The sequence below is a fragment of the Lachnoclostridium sp. An76 genome (assembly GCF_002161355.1).
Taxonomy (GTDB): domain Bacteria; phylum Bacillota; class Clostridia; order Lachnospirales; family Lachnospiraceae; genus Mediterraneibacter; species Mediterraneibacter caccavium.
Map to the genome: position 1 here is coordinate 262,232 of NZ_NFHL01000003.1, position 17,053 is coordinate 279,284.

13 protein-coding genes and 1 tRNA gene are annotated in these 17,053 nt (G+C 45.6%); 1 reads left to right on the forward strand and 13 read right to left on the reverse strand.

The genetic code is table 11. The annotated features are described in order from the left end of the window. Positions 1-55: 55 nt before the first annotated feature. From B5G27_RS08000 to B5G27_RS08015, 4 genes are read right to left on the reverse strand one after another with little or no spacing between them, the layout of a single operon-like run. Positions 56-865: a PTS system mannose/fructose/sorbose family transporter subunit IID gene (locus tag B5G27_RS08000; protein ID WP_087178376.1), complete on the reverse strand. Its 810-nt coding sequence runs from the start codon at positions 863-865 to the stop codon at positions 56-58. Then, positions 855-1,640 carry a PTS mannose/fructose/sorbose/N-acetylgalactosamine transporter subunit IIC gene (locus B5G27_RS08005; RefSeq protein ID WP_087178377.1) on the reverse strand — a complete coding sequence of 262 codons (786 nt, stop codon included), beginning with the start codon at positions 1,638-1,640 and terminating at the stop codon, positions 855-857. Before B5G27_RS08005 ends, B5G27_RS08000 begins: the two co-directional genes overlap by 11 nt. Before the next feature lie 18 nt (positions 1,641-1,658). Continuing rightward, positions 1,659-2,150, reverse strand: a complete 492-nt coding sequence (locus B5G27_RS08010) for a PTS system mannose/fructose/N-acetylgalactosamine-transporter subunit IIB (protein WP_087178378.1) — start codon at positions 2,148-2,150, stop codon at positions 1,659-1,661. 45 nt (positions 2,151-2,195) lie between these two features. Beyond that, complete coding sequence (locus tag B5G27_RS08015) at positions 2,196-3,386, reverse strand: glycoside hydrolase family 88 protein (RefSeq protein ID WP_087178379.1); 1,191 nt, start codon at positions 3,384-3,386, stop codon at positions 2,196-2,198. A gap of 373 nt (positions 3,387-3,759) precedes the next feature. Here B5G27_RS08015 and B5G27_RS08020 point away from each other — a divergent pair, with 373 nt between their 5' ends. Further along, positions 3,760-4,623, forward strand: coding sequence for a helix-turn-helix domain-containing protein (locus B5G27_RS08020; protein ID WP_087178380.1), 864 nt, complete (start codon positions 3,760-3,762; stop codon positions 4,621-4,623). 158 nt (positions 4,624-4,781) lie between these two features. On the opposite strand, the gene B5G27_RS08025 is transcribed toward B5G27_RS08020, so the two are convergent. From B5G27_RS08025 to B5G27_RS08065, 9 genes are all read right to left on the reverse strand, one after another. After that, positions 4,782-9,161 carry an Ig-like domain-containing protein gene (locus tag B5G27_RS08025; protein ID WP_087178381.1) on the reverse strand — a complete coding sequence of 1,460 codons (4,380 nt, stop codon included), beginning with the start codon at positions 9,159-9,161 and terminating at the stop codon, positions 4,782-4,784. Between the two features lie 332 nt (positions 9,162-9,493). Then, entirely contained in the window at positions 9,494-10,285 is a 792-nt protein-coding gene (locus B5G27_RS08030) for a carbohydrate-binding protein (protein ID WP_087178491.1), read from the reverse strand. 26 nt (positions 10,286-10,311) lie between these two features. Next, the gene (locus B5G27_RS08035; protein ID WP_162611220.1) at positions 10,312-10,749 is read right to left on the reverse strand and encodes a PTS fructose transporter subunit IIA; all 438 of its coding nucleotides are present in this window, start codon (positions 10,747-10,749) and stop codon (positions 10,312-10,314) included. A 750-nt stretch (positions 10,750-11,499) separates the two neighbouring features. Beyond that, positions 11,500-11,573, reverse strand: a tRNA-Arg gene (locus B5G27_RS08040). Between the two features lie 188 nt (positions 11,574-11,761). Then, entirely contained in the window at positions 11,762-13,093 is a 1,332-nt protein-coding gene (locus B5G27_RS08045) for an ABC transporter substrate-binding protein (protein WP_087178383.1), read from the reverse strand. 25 nt (positions 13,094-13,118) lie between these two features. Then, a complete protein-coding gene (iolE, locus tag B5G27_RS08050; RefSeq protein ID WP_087178384.1) occupies positions 13,119-14,018 on the reverse strand; it encodes a myo-inosose-2 dehydratase in 900 nt (299 codons plus the stop codon). 13 nt (positions 14,019-14,031) lie between these two features. Further along, positions 14,032-15,045 (reverse strand): inositol 2-dehydrogenase, encoded by a 1,014-nt coding sequence (iolG, locus tag B5G27_RS08055; protein ID WP_087178385.1) that lies wholly within the window; start codon positions 15,043-15,045, stop codon positions 14,032-14,034. A 14-nt stretch (positions 15,046-15,059) separates the two neighbouring features. After that, the gene (locus tag B5G27_RS08060; protein WP_087178386.1) at positions 15,060-16,217 is read right to left on the reverse strand and encodes an iron-containing alcohol dehydrogenase; all 1,158 of its coding nucleotides are present in this window, start codon (positions 16,215-16,217) and stop codon (positions 15,060-15,062) included. Positions 16,218-16,243: 26 nt separating this feature from the next. Beyond that, positions 16,244-17,029: a 5-deoxy-glucuronate isomerase gene (locus B5G27_RS08065; protein WP_087178387.1), complete on the reverse strand. Its 786-nt coding sequence runs from the start codon at positions 17,027-17,029 to the stop codon at positions 16,244-16,246. Between the last annotated feature and the right edge of the window lie 24 nt (positions 17,030-17,053).

Genomic DNA, 17,053 nt, shown 5'->3' on the forward strand with positions numbered 1-17,053 from the left:
TTTCACATAAACAGTAAGGAGACGCCTCGCGGCGTCTCCTTAAAACACATTCTTACTATGCGATCAGTCCGCATACAGAAAGAAGAATACCAACAATAATTGTGAAGATAACAAGTTTGTATGTAGTCCATTTCTTCTTTTTCAGCAGATAGAACATAAGCGCGGTATAAAGTACCGGAAGCAGATTCGGCGCCACGGCGTCAAACATCGACTGGATCGCAACAACATTTTCTTCTCCTGTCGCCATTACTGTCGCATACTCCAGAGGCGTGGTTATTTTTACAAAGCTTACCGCAAGTCCGGAGATCACTGTCACACCGATCATACTTGCAACATTGGAAATCTGTTCCATCATAGAGCTGAGCTTGTCAATGATGCTTGTTCCAAGCTTCCATCCCCATACACCTGTCAGGTATTTTACCAGGAACAGAATGATATTCATTCCCAGGAAATAGAGGACCGGTCCAAGTACAAGGCCGTCGCTGGCAAGAGAAGCACCGATCGTACCGAGCAGCGGAGCCAGGCAGAACTGGACAAGTGAGTCGCCGATACCCGCCAGAGGGCCCATCAGCGCCATTTTAATGCTGCGGATCTCTTTAAACGGTGTCTTGTTCTCAAGCATTACAAGATGGAGACTTGTAATAAACGGAACGAAATGAAGGTTCGTATTAAAGAACTCCACGTTCTCCTCCAATGCCTGCTGCAGCTTATCATCATCGTCCTTGTACATTTTACGGAGCGCCGGATAAAGCATGTTGGCATATCCAAGTCCCTGGTAATTTCCATAGTTAAATCCATTCTGCAGGAAATATGCGCGCAGGGATGTCTTAACATAATCTTTTTTGCTTAACTGATTAGATGCCATCTTCGAATTCAACCTCCACTTCTTCTACAGATTTTTCTTTCTTGCTGATGCTAAAGAATACGATCAGCGCTACTGCTGTTGCCAGGAAGGTAACACCCATTGTCGGGAGTGCCAGATAAGCAACTGCAATGTATCCCAGGATAATGAACGGGATATGCTCTTTCTTAGCCATAACATTCAGGATCATAGCAAATCCGATAGCCGGGAGCATCTTACCAGCTACACTGAGTCCTGTGTTCAGCCATTCCGGAATAAGCTCGACTACTGTCTGAAGTCCTTCGGAACTGATACCGCCTGCAAATCCGATAATGAATCCGACGATCGCGAAAATCCAGATTGTCAGATTTGCGGAAAAACGGAATTTCCTGAACTGCTTTTTCTCAAGAGCTTTAATAGCTGTTCCTGTCAGTGTTGTCGCAAACGTATAAGTTGCTGTGATCAGGAACTGGAACGCCACGGCGAACGGGAAAGATAATGAAAGCGCTGTGCTGACATCCATACCGGAATCTTTCATCGTAATAGCCAGGATCGCACCGATAATTCCAGGTCCCATCGCATTCGGCGGTACAGAACCTCCCTGAGACACTCCGAATCCCATAAATGCAAGTTCTCCTACAGCGCCCATCGCCAGACCTGTCGGAAGGTCACCGAGGATAAGGCCCACACCTGTAGCCATGACCAGACATCTGTTCGTATAGATCCCCAGCAGCATGCCGGAAAGACAGAATGCGGTCCACAAACCGATTAATACGCATTGAAGCAGTGTAATTTCCACTTTTCTCTCCTCCTTAGATTATAAATATTTATTAATATCCACTTTCGCGGTACCGTCGTCGCCGGAAGCTGTAGCCTGAGTATTGAAAGTAATGCCGTACTTATCGCGGAGTTCTCTGAGCGCAGCCTTGTCTTCCTCTCCCAGTGCGATATATTTATTCACTTCCTGCTTTCCCGGAGCATGGTGGATATTTCCAATATTAACCTCTTTTACCGGCACTCCTCCGGCGATAAGTTTTAATGCATCTTCCGGTGTCTTGCACACGATGAAGATAATCTGTTTTGGAGATGCCTTCATAATAATGTCGCATGTATGCTGTACAGAAAAGAATCTCATTGCGATCGTTTTCGGGACAACTGCTTTCATCAGCGTCTGCTGGATCGGATCCGTACTCGCCTCATCGTTCGCGACAATTACAGTATTGACGCCAAGTGCCTTGATCCAGATCTGACCCTGTCCGTGGATCAGTCTCTCATCAATCCTCAATGATACAATATTTGGTGTTGCCATGATTGTTCCTCCTTCATTTTCACCTTTTCTCTTTTTCCTTTTCTTTTACCAATAGAGGTTCCAGTCTCTGCTGAATCTCATCAGTGCTTCCATGTAATAGTAGTCGCCCCAGATATTTCCTTCATCCACACCTTTCCCCGAATGCCAGGAGTAAACTCCGTGAAGCAGGATGGGTGATCCCGGTTCTTTCGCATCACTGACATAGTTGTCGATCAGAGACCCGAGGATCCTGTGCATAGCGTGGCGGTAGACATCTTTATCTGCATCCATCTCCGGAAGGTATTTGAGCATTTCATGCATGCCGCATACTGCCACGGCCGCTGCAGAAGAATCCCTTGACTGTCCCGAGCCGTCTCCGAAGATCAGATCCCAATAGCACACATCGTCTTCCGGCAGTCTGTTGAGAAAATAATTCGTCATACCTTTAAAAAGATTAAAAGCACTTTCGTTCTTCGTATAGCAGTAATTCAACGGTACACCGTAGATGCCCCATGCCTGTCCTCTTGCCCATGCCGAATCATCGCTGTATCCCTGCCTCGTAACGCCTTTCAGCGGCTCTCCTGTCTCCGGATCAAAATAAAATGTATGGTATGCAGAGCCATCGTCCCGGATCACATTATTACATGCTGCTGTATAATGACGTTCCGCCATCTTCCGGAAAGAATCATCACCTGTTTCATTACTTGCCCAGTAAAGAAGCGGGATATTTAACAGACAGTCAATGATCAGTCGGTAATTATCCCTGGCTCCGAGTTCTCCCCATGCCTGGATAAAACCACCTTTTTCCTGGAATCTCTCGCTTAATTTATTTGCCGCGAGGATCCCCGCCTGTCTGCCTTTTTCACTTCCTGTAACCTTATATCCGGCTACGCATGAAAGACTGTACAGGAATCCCAGATCATGGTGATCCAGCTCGATTCTTTTTTCCACACGGTTCAGGAAAGAATCAATATTCTCCTCCGCTCTCCTGCGGAAGACCTCGTCCTTTGTATACTCATAACAGAGCCACAGAAGACCGGTCCAGAACCCATCTGTCCATTCAATGTTTTCAATAACGCCATACTTCAGGTCTTTTGTGGCAGGACTGGGAAACTTTGTCCCGAAATAGTCCATATTAATACGGACACGCTCAACTACGCCATCCATAGCCTTTTTAACCTTTTCCTCCGTTAAAAAAGGTTCCGCAAGGTACTTTTCCCTTTTCTTCACATCTTCTACGTGAATTTTTTTAATCATACTTGCTCCTTTTCTGAATCCGATACCAGACGTCTTATGTATCCCTTCATATTGTAGATAATTAGTAAATTGTTTTACTACTTTTTGTAGTATAACAAAAATAACTTTCAAGTCAATTAGTTTTCACTGTTTTTATTTTTTTCAGCATTATAGACATTTTTAACCACTGTTTTTTGTATATATTTACGTATCCCCTTTAAAAAAAACAACTTTTAAATGTTCAAAAAGTCAGTAAACCAAATATGTAAAAGTTTACCAAAATCCCTTTTTCGCTATTTCCCTCTTGAATCATAAGTAAACATAGTGTTAAACTCACTTGGTAAACCATTAAAATTTATACCCTCTCAAATGGAAACAAAAGAGGAGATGTGATATGAATAGAGTATACTTATTTTCAGAAATACCGGATCTGATCGGTGAAGATTTAGAACTTTGTTTCGACAGCTGTATAGGCAGAGGACCGCTTTCAGACGATCATTACGAATTCTGTTTTTTTTCCTCAGGAAGGGCAAGCCTTGTGATCGACGGCAGGACATATACAGTCTCTCCGGATACAGTCATCCTTATCCCCCCGGGCATAGCCCGCTCTATAACCTTTGAAGGCACGGATCCAGACTGCAGGAATATCACCCTGAGGATCACTCCAGGCATCCTCAGGAGCCTGCCTGGTTATCCGCCTGATTACAACTATTTTATCCACGCGTCAGGAGCAGATGTAAAATACGTTTATCCTCTTGGAGCTGCCGCATTTCAGTCCGTCTGTTCAAGGATATTCGATCTCTTCCAGGAAATCAACTCCAGCCGTTTTGGAAAGGAAACAAAGATCAGGCTCTGTATCAGTGAGATCGTCTTCGATCTGAATCGGATCATTTACGAACTGGAAACCTCAGATAAAACACAAAAGCATCTTCAATTAAACAGTAGTCTTATCCAGTATATTGAACACCATCTGAATGAGGATCTGACGATCGATCAGCTTGCCAGAACATTTTATATCAGCCGTTCGCAGATCCTCCAGAGCTTTAAAAAGGACTTTGGGATCACCGTCCACCAGTATATCACAAAAAGGCGGCTTGAAATGTGTAGAAAGGCACTCTGCCAAAACGCGGTTATTACGAAGGTATTCCGGCAGTACGGCTTCAGGGATTATACAAGTTTTTACCGCGCTTTCAAAAAAGAATACGGCCTGTCCCCAAAGCAGTACAAAATTTCTCATGATCATCCTGTCCGGATATGATCCCTGCACTTAACTTATCCCCTTCAGATACTGTTTATCCCCGAAACTCAAACCTGCCCCCGCACAGGACTTCCGCATTTGCAAAGTCTGTGCAGGGGCAGGTTATTTACTGCTTCCCGGCATATCTGGCTGCGTTTTCACGCCCGCTCAGCGCCAGGTTACCGTCTTAACATTTTTCTTCTGATATATACTACTGATCCGGTCAGGACTGCGGCCAATGCAGCCATATACAGGACAGCCATTCCCATACCGCCATCTCCGGTTTTTGGATTTTCTCCCTTGTCACCCACCGGCTGATTTTCTCCGTTGACAGTATCACCTTCTGTATCCGGCTCTCCCGGAATTTCTCCGCTGTCCGGGACTTCTGGTCTCAGTTCAGAGAAATCATACTGATCCCACTCGTCAAGTGGAAGAACTTCCGGATCCTTTTCTCCTGCCGGAGTCAGCAGCACATTAAATGTTCCCTGCTGGATCCCCGAAGCTTTAATGTAAATCTTCGTGATCCCTTCATTTGGATTTTCACCTTCTGACATTTCAATCCCATCATAAGGCTTTGCCGCCATCGTCTCGAATCTGTAATTGCTTCCGTCCTGGTCAAAGAGACGCAGTTCAATGGATTTCCCATCTTCTGACAGAACTGCTGTTTTTCCATCCTCAGAGATCTTTACATTTGCCTCTGTATGCATCTGCCAGTAGATATCACCTGCTTCTTTCAGGATAAACTCGTCTCTGATCAATACCTGAGTACGATTCAAATATGCAAATCCACGTTTCACATTAACGGCATTTTCCTGATAAGCATCGCTCATGTCAAGGATCGTGTAACCGCCTCCCGGCTGATTGATCTTCTGTTCTATCGCTCCCGCATACGCCCCGACAGTCTGGTTGGCGCCTTTTTCGGGATTGATCACAAGCGTATTGTGTCCCATTGCATTTTTGCGATAATAGTTCCATCTTGTTCCGCCTTCTCCGATCTCCCAATATCCCTGAAGGTTATAATCTTCTTTTCCAAAATCAAACGCCCATCTTACACCGTAAATGTCATACACAAAACTTCCGATGTCGATATCTCCGTGAGGAGCTCCGTTAAGCCCGCCTTTAAATCCGAGGAACGAACTGTCCGGATCTTCGAAATCGTGGCGCATCGTTGTCACTGCCTGGGATGTATAATACCGATCCAGCTGCTCAGGCGCATCGGCTTCATACAGATCCGGATAGTAGTACAGCAGGTCATAGATCGTTCCCAGATTTCCTTTTGCCATGTAATCCTTGTGATACCAAGTATAGGAAGGTTCATCAAACACTTCTGCAAACCACAGATTAAGGTATCCTGCTGCATCTGTCATATCATTGTCTGAATAATTGTATGTTCCCGCTTTTCCGCTCATATAGATCGGATACAGAGCAGTCTCATAAATTCCCGGCGCATCAAGGAACGGGTTCTCTACATTTGTCGCAGAAGAGACGCTTGCAAGGAACGATACAAGATATCTTGTTCCGTAATCCCAGTAAGAAATCCCTTCAATGGAGTCTCCTTCCGGTGCGTACTGCGGCAGACCGTACTGTATAGATAAATAGCATTTCTGCAGGATCTCGCCTGCTTTATATGAATAATCTTCATTCTCATGGTTTGCCATTGCCAGCGCCGCGGTTGCAAAACCGCCGTTGCATACATAATTCCAGTTGTTCGTATTGGTGACGAACATATGGTTTGCATCAAACTGTCTCTCAGCTTCCAGAAGACCTTTTTCATAAATCGACTCCTCTACCTGCACACGCTGTTCTTCTGTCAGGTAGTCATACAGCCAGTCATACGCAATGGCAACTCCATTCGCAGTCATAGCTGTATCAAGAAGATGGCTCGGGTGCCAGTCAGGATATGCCTCACTGCACATAGAGTCCAGTTCTACCCATGCGCGGTCAAGATATTTCTCATCACCAGTAATCCGATATACAAAAGCAAGATTCACAACATCTTTTGACCCCTGCGTGTTCAGCCTTACACCGTCCGGGCATTCATACGGAACAGGAGTGTCATCCAGTGCATCCACCGTCTCCTTCACATCCTCGAACCACGCCTTTGCGTTGTCGTCTGTCTCAACCAGGTTTTTCAAATCTTCAAACCTTGCATCGTCCGCAAGCAGGCGGGAATGTCCGGTTTTGACTGTCTTCAGGATTGCTTCCGGTGAATCTGCAACATAAATTGTAGCAGAAGCATCCGCTCTATTTCCATTTTTATCCTCAGCTCTTACGATCGCACTGTCATAACCTGTAAATCCGTCAGCCGGCTCGAATACATAAGCATTTCCCTCCAATGTGAGTGCGCCGTTTTCCGGAGCTTCAACAACAGAAAATGTAAGTTCTTCATTCTCCGGATCTGTGGCTACAAGTGTTCCATTAACCGGTTCACCTATTGTAGTCAGAATAGTGAAATCATCAAACTGCGGAGCTGAATCCACTGCTTCGACCAGGAGATCAGCAACCACGATTGTCTGCGCTCCCGAACCGTCCTCTGCGCTTACCAGCAGTGCCACAGAATCTTCTCCCACATAATCTTTATCCGGATAATATGTGTAGTTATTTCCATCTTCGATCAGGAACGTCCCGTGCTGCGGTCTTGCCAGCATTTTGTAAATATATCCCTCCGGCAGGGATCCCTCACTGGTGACATTCTGCTGTGTGGAAATCGAGATCTGCCCTGCATAATCCAGGATCTTATCGCCTACAAGAACAGCCACTTCTTTTTCCACACCGTCTTCCTGGTAAATAGTGATCGTTGAAACACCATTCTTTAACGCTTTAACCAGTCCGTCTGAAGTTACTGATATCACAGAGTTATCCCTGTTACTGAATGTAACGTCCTGCACGGTCGTGTTTTCTGGCACAAAGGTCAATTTCATCTGCTGTTCTTCATCCGCTTCCATGATAAGCGCTTCCGGCGTTACATCAACGCCTGTCGCCTTGATATATTTCTCTACTCTTGTATTATCAATCCACACATCTCCCTGACACTCATCATACAGATATTCTACTTTCAGGGCATCGAGAGGCTCTGACGGAAGATCCAGGATATAGACATACTCCGTCCAGTCCTGTGTCGTGTTCACCGGAACAGCTTTGCTTGACACTTCGATCTTAACGCCGCTCCGCGTTGTATAGTGAAGGCGGATCGACAGTCCTTTTCCTGCAAAATCCTCTGTTTTGATCATCTGTGACATCTTGATGGACTGTCCCTGCAGATCTTCCAGATCGTCTGTAAAATTGAATGTCTGGTGAACAGAACCTCTTGAGTTCGTGCCCTCCACTACATTTTCCATGTGCAGTGAAGAATATCCCTCATAAAATACTTCTCTGTCAGAAGATCCCTTCAAACCTCCCGTACTCTGCCACAGACTCCACGAAGCCGGGAATCCCGAAGCAGTCTTTTCATATCCGCCGTTGAAGATCAGGGTGTCGATCGGATCGCCTTCCTCAAGATCATCCATTGCGCCGACTTCAACAATCTCTACATTTCTGAACCAGGCAGTTCCTGTTCCTTTCAGTATATACTGCTCCAGTTTAAACCCTGCTACCGGAGTTCCACCTGACTTCTCCGGCACCTCGAATTCAAATTCGATATCTGTCCAGTCTGTTGTTCCTTTAATCTGCTTCGGTTCTGTAGTGCCCAGTCCACTGTTCGAACTGTTTACAAGCTGGACCCTAAAGCTTGCATAGCCAGAAATATCTTCCGTTTTGATCTGGCCGGAAAAACGATATTTCTTATTCAGCCCGTCCGTATCCAATTTAACAGTCTGATGAAGAACCAGATTGCTTCCTCCGAGTACTGTTCCCTTGAATTCATTATCATCTGTTATCTCAGCTTTGTAATTTTTTCCTGCATTATCCTCATAAGACGGATAATAAAACCACCCGGGTATAGAGGAAATGTCATCCGTATCATAAGCCGGGTTAACGATCAGATTTTCATTTTCTTCTTCCCCTGGATTTTCACTTTCTGTAAGACAAAAATCTTTTACAGAGGTTACCAGCGTAGCACCTTCACTTACAACAACCTCAAACTTGATGCTCGTCACACCTTCCGGAAGTGTGATCTCGGCTTTCATTTCCTCCCACCCGTCGGTTTTGCTCGTGTGATAAGCAACTCTTGTATTAGTGCCGTCCACACCATAACGGACCTCAACCGAACCTTTTGATGTACTTAATACATTTAGCAAACCTGAAAATGTATAAGTCTTTCCTGCTTCAAGTCCAGTAACCGTCTGATGTACAGTCAAACGCTGTTTCACAGTGCTACTGTCGGCAGAAATAGTTAATCCATCCTCTCCTGTTTGTGATCCTGCGGATGTGGCTGTTCCATTCCAGTATGTCCAGCCATCAGCTTTTCCATCACCATCTTCGTCTGCAAAGGAACCGTTTGTAAAATAATTGGTTCCCCCTGAATTTCCATCACCTGCCGCACTTACACTCAGCGGCGATACGATCATTGCCAGACTAAGAATCAGACAGAAAAACTTTTTCATAAATCTTTTGTCCTTCATTGCAACGCTCCTTCTTCCGTTTTATTTAAGTAAACCTATTTACTTAAATTTCATTCTAATGCATCATTATATTTTGTACAAGTAAAATATAATGATTATTTTTTACAAAATATTCACTCATTTTTTGTGCATAAGTACAAATTTATTGCCTTTTTACATGCTTTTACCTGGTAAACTATTAACTCTTTATTCTACATGTTTCCCGCTTAATGGATCTTTCTTATCCCGAAACCTGCATATAAAAACAGTGGAGCATCACACACTCCACTGCTTTTCTTAACACATTTATTATTTTTTAAGACAATTCTGATATGTAAACCTGTTGTCTGCTATTATTTGCTCTCTGTTCCATATACCTCGATCTGTGTCAGCGCAGGAAACGGAGACGGATCATCTGCTTTTATCAACCTGCCCAGCTTCAGCCATGTAATTGCTTTTCTGACCAGGGGGATTACGTGCGCTCTGGAACTTTTTTCTAATTCCACTGTTTCTTCCGTTCCGTCAGAAAATGTTAATGTGACCTGTGTCCACCAGTTGTCGTGAGGAAAGTCTGCACGTGTATAGAGCAGGATCTTGTCAAAGTCTACCGGTCGTCCGAATTCAAGCGTCAGCTCAGCGTCATCCTGCATATTGATCCCCCATGATCCATAAGGCCATCTCCCATGAGAGTCATTCGCGAGAAGTCCGTCAATCGCATTTCTTGCGGCAAAGACAGACTCACCCCTTGTTTCTACATTTGCGGATGCATGCGGCCAGTATCCTGTATCACCGTGCTGGTCCATCGGATTGTGTGCCAGGTTTTTATACCGTTTTATCTCCCACTCTTCAGCCGGACGCATGGTCAGATAATGTCTTTCCCCTGTAAAGGCTTTTGGATTATAACATAGTTTCTTTTCTTCAAAAGGTATGTCGAAGATGATCTCTTCTCTGGTCAAATAGACGAATGATTCATCCATGACGTCGTCTGCCCGCAGCACATAAAACGTATCTGTGCTTCCGGCCCGGAATATGATCCGATCTCCCTCTCCATACTCACCTTTCCATGCAAGGACAACCTGTCCCCCGGCACTCGCCTCTGCCTTGATAGCGCCCTCTCTGTCAATGATCTGAATTCTGTTTTCCACCTTCATTTTCCTCCAGTAAGTCCTGCTTAAATTCCCTCCTCATCAGAGTTTTCTTCCGTTTCTTCCTCGAGTGCGAAAAGTGTCATTGCATCTTTTCCCTCTACGATTGCAGCTTCAGCCAGATCACGCGCGTCATCGAACATCTCGATCATTGTCGCGCAGGCGAGAAGCAGAGCAAAACTTGTCCCTGCCACAACCTGGATTGGAACATCCTGGCGCTCAAATTTACTTTCCACTGCCATCTTAAACGGCGATCCTCCCAGAAGATCTGACAGGACGAGAATGCTTCCCTCCTCTTTCAGCTCATCAAAAGCTGCATTCAGATTTGCTTTCAATGTATCTGTGGATTCTCCCTCGATAAAATCTACAAACTTAATGTGGGAAGATCCTCCGTAAATCAGTTTCAGACTGGATTCAAGTCCTGTTGCAAAATTTCCGTGCCCTGTTACAACTACTCCTACCATCTTAATCATCCTCCTAATTACTATATATAAACTGGCTGTATCATAAAACAATGTCAGCAGCCACGTCAATCAGATCAAAAAAAAGAAGCCTTTTTTCAATATAGTATTATGATTTGCAATATCCGTACGAGGTTACTTTTTTTCTCTATTAACCGCAAAAAGCTGTTCCCGCGAATCCCATAAGGACAATCCACAATACAGGATTTCCATGGTCACCTGTTTCCGGTGTATTCTCTGTTTTGACAGGAGTATGGCTGTTGGGTGACCGTATAACCGCTTTCCGCGCTACCACTGTACGCCGCGCTGCATTCTGCTATACTCTGCCTCATTGCTAAAGGTGATCTTTCCATCCTTTTCTTCCTGATATCTTAATACATACACGGATTCTCCTCCATAAATTTGCTCCCGATGCTGGCTACCAGTTATCACCAAAAAAGATTTTCATCTCCAGCATGCTGTCGATCCCGGCGATTCCTTTATAATACAAAGTCCCCAGCATCCTCCGATTTGTATATGTGATATATAGCTTGGATACCGAGAATCCTTTGTCTGAGCGAACTTCCAAAACAGTTGATATAGTATTTATTTTGAATTTTATTCAGTTTTATAATTGGATTTTTCGCAGAAATTTTGCTCCGATTAGCAAATTGTGAACTGCTGATCGCCGTCAGGTTCCGTGTTCGGATTTTCCAGAAAATAAAAAGAAGCCGAACTCCTTGATCTTTCAAGGAATTTTCGGCTTCTCGGTTACGTTCCCGAGGTGATTCGAACACCCGACCTACCGCTTAGGAGGCGGTCGCTCTATCCTGCTGAGCTACGGAAACTTATATTATAATTGTGTCCATATCAGACACAATTAATAATATACCATGTTTTTATAATTTTCTCAACCTTTTTTCTGCTTTTCGCCAGATTAAATTTAACAGTCCCGCAGAAACCGGAATTATTAAAATCCACTTTCCTGCGGAACTGTTTCTTTTTATTCAGCAGGCATTATGCACTGCACTCCGGTCTACCCGTTATTTCTTTCGAGGATATCCGTAACCTGCTCCCTGAAAGATGCTGCCGCTTCTTCCGGAGTTGTCTGTCCGTACTGGACACTGGTTCCCGCATTCTTAAACGCTTCGTTCACTTCAGAAATCCCGCTCGGTTCCGGCGCCGGGCATTCCCCTGCTATTTCTGTCGCCTTGTCCGCATACTCAAACATTTCGATCTGAGTCTGTGTCAGCTTGCCTGAATTTACCATATAATCGCGGATCTCAGAAGAGATCGGAACGCCTTTATCTGCCATGATAATATCATTTGCTTCTTCTGAATTTTGCATCCAGTCGATAAACTTCGCGCATTCCTCTTTCACTTTTGATGTCTCGGAAACACTCCAGAACATAGCCGGCTTCATCCACATCGCGTTATTTTCTGTCGCTCCCGGCATAAAAGCAAGTTTCAGATTATCATTGCTGCTCATAACCTTTGTCGGATAAGTATTCCATTCGATCGTCGTAGCCGCCTCTCCTGTTACGACCGGAAGAGATTCGATGCCAAGCGTCTCTATCTGGGACTGCTCGTCCGGATCCGGTGCTACATTGTTATCAGAGAGATCTTTCCACATCTGGAAATAATCTGCCGTTATGGAATCATCATCAAATCCAAGTCCTGTTCCGTCTTCATTAAACAGCGTTTCTCCATGCTGTCTTACCCAGTAGTTAAAGTAGTTCATATCACCAAACGCACCGATCGTAGCAGTTAATGCGCTCGGTTCGCCCGTCATCTCTGTAACCTTTGTATTCAGTTCAATATAGTCGTCCCATGTCCAGTCATCAGCCGGGGCTTCCAGCCCTGCCTGCTGCAGTACATCCGGATTATAGGTTACTGCCAGAGTATTTGTTCCGGTAACTATGCCGACTGTCTTTCCGTCGATCCTGCCGCTTTCAATCGTCGCGTCATCAACATGGGACATATCCAGGGTACCGTCGTCAATAAATTCCTGAAGGTCTGCCAGAGAATTATTTTTTGCATAAGTTGAAATATACTGATAATCCATCTGGACAAGATCCGGCATACTTCCGGATGATGCCTGGGTTGAAAGCTTCTCAAAATATCCTTCCCAGCCTGACGGAGTTGCCTCAAATTCAATATCTGGATTTTCTTCCATATAGGCGTCCATCAGTTTCTGTGTGTACTCATGTCTGGATTCTCCGCCCCACCATGCGATTTTAATCGTTGTTTTGCCATCTGAAGATTTATCTGCGTTATCTCCGTCCTGGCTGCTGCCGCATGCCGCCAGACCTGCTGTCATTATTCCTGCAAGAAGCAGCGCTGTTATTTGTTTCATCCTCTTCTTCATAGTAACCCTCCTGTTCTTTTTTCTGTTATAATCCTGTTTTTTCTGAAATATATTTTCTCGCTCTGATGGCGTATTCGAGAGGATCTGCCTTGGCCGGATCCTGTTCCGCCTCTACCACCATATACCCTTCATATCCATTCTCTTCCAGCACCCGGAAAACAGGTTCAAAATCGATGCATCCATCTCCCGGTATCGTAAAGGTGCCCTGCCTCACTCCTTCCAGGAAACTCAGGTCCTCTTTCTTTACCTTTTCAACAACTTCCGGGCGGATATCTTTCAGGTGGACATGTTTAATTCTGTCAGCATATTTTTGTACCATTTTCAGCGGGTCTGCTCCGCAGTATTTAAAATGCCCTGTATCGAAAAGCAGGCTGACATATTTTTTATCTGTTTCTTCCATCATCCGTTCTACTTCATCTTCATCCTGGACAACAGTACCCATATGGTGGTGATATGTAAGGCAGATCCCATACTCATCCGCTGCGATCTTCCCAAGCCTGTTCAGCCCTTTGCAGAAAATATCCCATTCGGCGTCATTCATAACATATTTATGTCCGAATATCGGTGTGTCCTGCATCCCCTGTACACTATGGCTCTGTTCAGAAACTCCTATGATCCCGGAGCCCATTGTTTTCAGGAAAGCGAGCTGCGCCCGGAATTCTTTTTCCACTTCCTCAAAAGGCTTTGTGAGCAGAAAACTGGAAAACCACTGGTTGCAGATTTCTATCCCCCTGAGTTCCAGCGCCTTTTTCAGTATATCCGGATCCTTTGGATATTTATTTCCCACCTCAGAGCCTGTAAATCCCGCAAGAGCCATTTCACTGACACACTGTTCAAATGTATTCTCTCCCCCCAGATCCGGAAGATCATCATTTGTCCATGCGATCGGTGCGATCCCCAATTTTACTTTTTCTTTATTAAACATCTTTTTCACCCCCTTACTGCATGATCTCTGAAATCTTCACCGGCCTGTGCTCTTCGCTCGACTTTTTAGCTGCCAGCCCCATTAACACCGGCTTTAATCCGTCATATACTCCCAGGGGTGTCTCCTTATCATTAACGACCGCATCGATAAACGCTTCGATTTCTTTTCCATATGCTTCGATGTATCTTTCCAGGAAAAAGTACATCGGTTTTTCACTGGTCACGCCGTCCCCATTACTTACGGTTACCGAGGACTGGCTGTCGTTGGAAATAGACGCCATCCCCTTAGAACCAAATACTTCTGCTCTCTGGTCGTATCCGTAGACCGCTTTCCTGCAGTTATCGATCACAGCGATCGCTCCGTTCTCCATTTTCAGAGTAATGACCGCCGTATCTACATCGCCCGCTTCCCCGATCGCCGGGTCAACCAGATTTGCGCTCTGTACATATACCTCTTCTGCGTCGCATCCCGCAAGGAACCGTACCATATCAAAATCGTGGATCGTCATATCCAGGAACATCCCCCCTGAGACTTTGACGTAATCAATACTCGGCGGCTCCGGATCCCGGGATGTGATCTTAATGATTTCCGGCGTCCCTATTTTCCCTTCTTTTACTGTTTTCTGCAGTGATTCAAAATTATGGTCGAACCTTCTGTTAAACCCGACCTGATATTTCAGATTGGTATTTTCCAGTGCCTTGATAACTTCCTGTATCTTATCCATATCATGATCGATCGGTTTTTCACAGAATACATGTTTTCCGCTCCTGATGGCTTCCAGTGAGATCTTTGAATGTGTGTCTGTCGGCGAACAGATCAGCACCGCGTCGATCTCAGGGTCTTCAATGATCTCCCTGTAATCCTTTGTCGTATGTCCTACCCCCATACTTTTCGCCCATGCTGCCGTATCCTCGTCTAAAAACGGATCCGCTACCGTTTTGATGACCGCTCCATGTACTCTTGTTGTAATACTGGTAATATGTACCCTTCCGATCCTGCCTGCTCCTATAATCCCTATTTTAATCATAACGTGTTCTCCTCTTATGCTTCCCACAATTTTTTATAAATATTTTTTAAATCTTCTTCGCTCACGTCACGCGCCGTATTCTGCGGGCTTCCGCTTTCCATCGCGTCATGCGCCATCTTATCGATCGCTTTGAAAAACTCCTCCCTGCCGATCCCTACGTCCGCAGGAGCCGGTGTTTTCAGTTCTTTTGTCAGTCTTTCTACCGCGCTGAGGAATTTTTCCGCCGCCTCTTTCTCTCCGTCTTTTTCATCCGCTGCTCCAATGGCTCTTCCCAGGTCCGCAAACCGGCTGTATGCTCCCGGCAGCGCGAAAGCCAGGCATTCCTTCATCAGCATTGCGTTTGACAGTCCATGCGCGACATGGAACAGTGCGCCGATCGGCCGGCTCATCCCATGTATGATAGTCACAGACGCATTATTAAAGGCGATTCCTGCTTCCAGCGCCGCGATCGACATCTGCACTCTTGCCTCCTCGTTTTTTCCGTCACGGAATGCTTCCGGAAGGAACTGAAAGATCCTCTTTACCGCAGACAGTGCAAAAGTGTCCGACAGAGTCTGGGCTTTTCTTGAAGTATACGCCTCTGCCGCATGGCACAGGGCGTCCAGCCCTGTCGCCGCTGTGATAGCCGGCGGAGCGGTCATCGTAAACTGAGGATCGATGATCGCGAGATCCGGCATGAGCACTCTGCCTTTCAGCAGCATTTTTATATCCTTTTTTGTGTCTGTGATGATCGTAAACTGTGTTGCCTCGGACCCGGTTCCCGCAGTGGTTGGGATCGCTGCCATAGGCGGCATCTTCACATCGATCTCTTTTCCCATATAATCTGAAATATTCCCGCCGTTTTCAACCAGGGATCCGATCGCCTTCATCGAGTCGATCGGGCTTCCGCCGCCCAGGGCAATAATGAAATCACAATTTTCTTCCCTGTACTGCTTTAACCCTTTCTCGATCATAATATCTGTCGGCTCTCCGGTGATTTCAGAACAGATACTGTATGCGATGCCCTCTTCCGCTAAAATCTGTTCTGCCTTTGCACAGTTCCCCAGTTCGACCATCACTTTATCTGTGACGATCAAAGCTTTCTTTCCCATCTTTTTCAGGATCGTTTTTGCAGTTTCAAGCGCCCCGGTCCCGGAAATGATCCGTCCCGGTACAATAAATTCTCTTGCCATTTCTTCTCTCTTTCTTTTTTAAGCTTTTACCATTTTGCATCATGAAGCCATGTATATCTCTCATCTTCGCACCGGTCTGTCTGCAGCCATGGATTCCCATCAAGATGCCGTATCATCCAGCACGTATACATCTGGAATCCCGGAGCAGCCGCCTGTGGGTGGAGACATCCTCCCGGGATCGCGGAAAAACTCCCGTCCGTACTTTTAAATACCTCGTCTCCCACAAAGCTTGCCCCAAATCCTTCCGGACGGTCGAACTTGAAATAATAGGTTTCCGGCTGGGGATGGCGGTGCGGCAGATATCCCGACCAGTTGCCCCGGTCATTGAGCACTTCTCCAAGTACCATATTTGAATCAGGCGCTATATCATGGTCGAATATTGTATTCACCCGCCTGTTTGCCGTATTCCCAAACTTTCCCGCGCAGGAATAGGCCCACGGGGCATCCTCCGGCGTGTACAGTTTTCCCGGAAAATTCCTGTCATTCTTTGTACACTGTACCAGTATTTCCACATCTGTGAGGGCAGTTACATCGATCTTCTGTCCCGTACATGTATGCACGCACCACGGTCCTTCTGTAAATACGTTTTTCCTGCTGACCGTCTTTTCCTGCCCTTCCCACTGAAAAGTCACAGTTCCTTCCAGGAGGAGCACAGCCGTTTCTTCCCCTGTACGCAGAAACTCCCTCTTCTCTTCCGGCTTCATACGGTATACGCGTATATCCATCATCATCTCACTGTAATCATTCTCATAGGTCGTAAGGATTTTTTCCCCGTCTGCATCAAACTCCGGCCAGCCAAATACCTTTCCCATCTTTCCTTCCTCCTGTCATGCACA

Coding starts and splice junctions, on each gene's coding strand:
- B5G27_RS08000 (WP_087178376.1), bottom strand. CDS start 865: ATGGCATCTAATCAGTTAAGCAAAAAAGATTATGTTAAGACATCCCTG.
- B5G27_RS08010 (WP_087178378.1), bottom strand. CDS start 2,150: ATGGCAACACCAAATATTGTATCATTGAGGATTGATGAGAGACTGATC.
- B5G27_RS08015 (WP_087178379.1), bottom strand. CDS start 3,386: ATGATTAAAAAAATTCACGTAGAAGATGTGAAGAAAAGGGAAAAGTAC.
- B5G27_RS08020 (WP_087178380.1), top strand. CDS start 3,760: ATGAATAGAGTATACTTATTTTCAGAAATACCGGATCTGATCGGTGAA.
- B5G27_RS08025 (WP_087178381.1), bottom strand. CDS start 9,161: ATGAAGGACAAAAGATTTATGAAAAAGTTTTTCTGTCTGATTCTTAGT.
- B5G27_RS08035 (WP_162611220.1), bottom strand. CDS start 10,749: ATGGTAGGAGTAGTTGTAACAGGGCACGGAAATTTTGCAACAGGACTT.
- B5G27_RS08045 (WP_087178383.1), bottom strand. CDS start 13,093: ATGAAGAAGAGGATGAAACAAATAACAGCGCTGCTTCTTGCAGGAATA.
- iolE (WP_087178384.1), bottom strand. CDS start 14,018: ATGTTTAATAAAGAAAAAGTAAAATTGGGGATCGCACCGATCGCATGG.
- iolG (WP_087178385.1), bottom strand. CDS start 15,045: ATGATTAAAATAGGGATTATAGGAGCAGGCAGGATCGGAAGGGTACAT.
- B5G27_RS08060 (WP_087178386.1), bottom strand. CDS start 16,217: ATGGCAAGAGAATTTATTGTACCGGGACGGATCATTTCCGGGACCGGG.
- B5G27_RS08065 (WP_087178387.1), bottom strand. CDS start 17,029: ATGGGAAAGGTATTTGGCTGGCCGGAGTTTGATGCAGACGGGGAAAAA.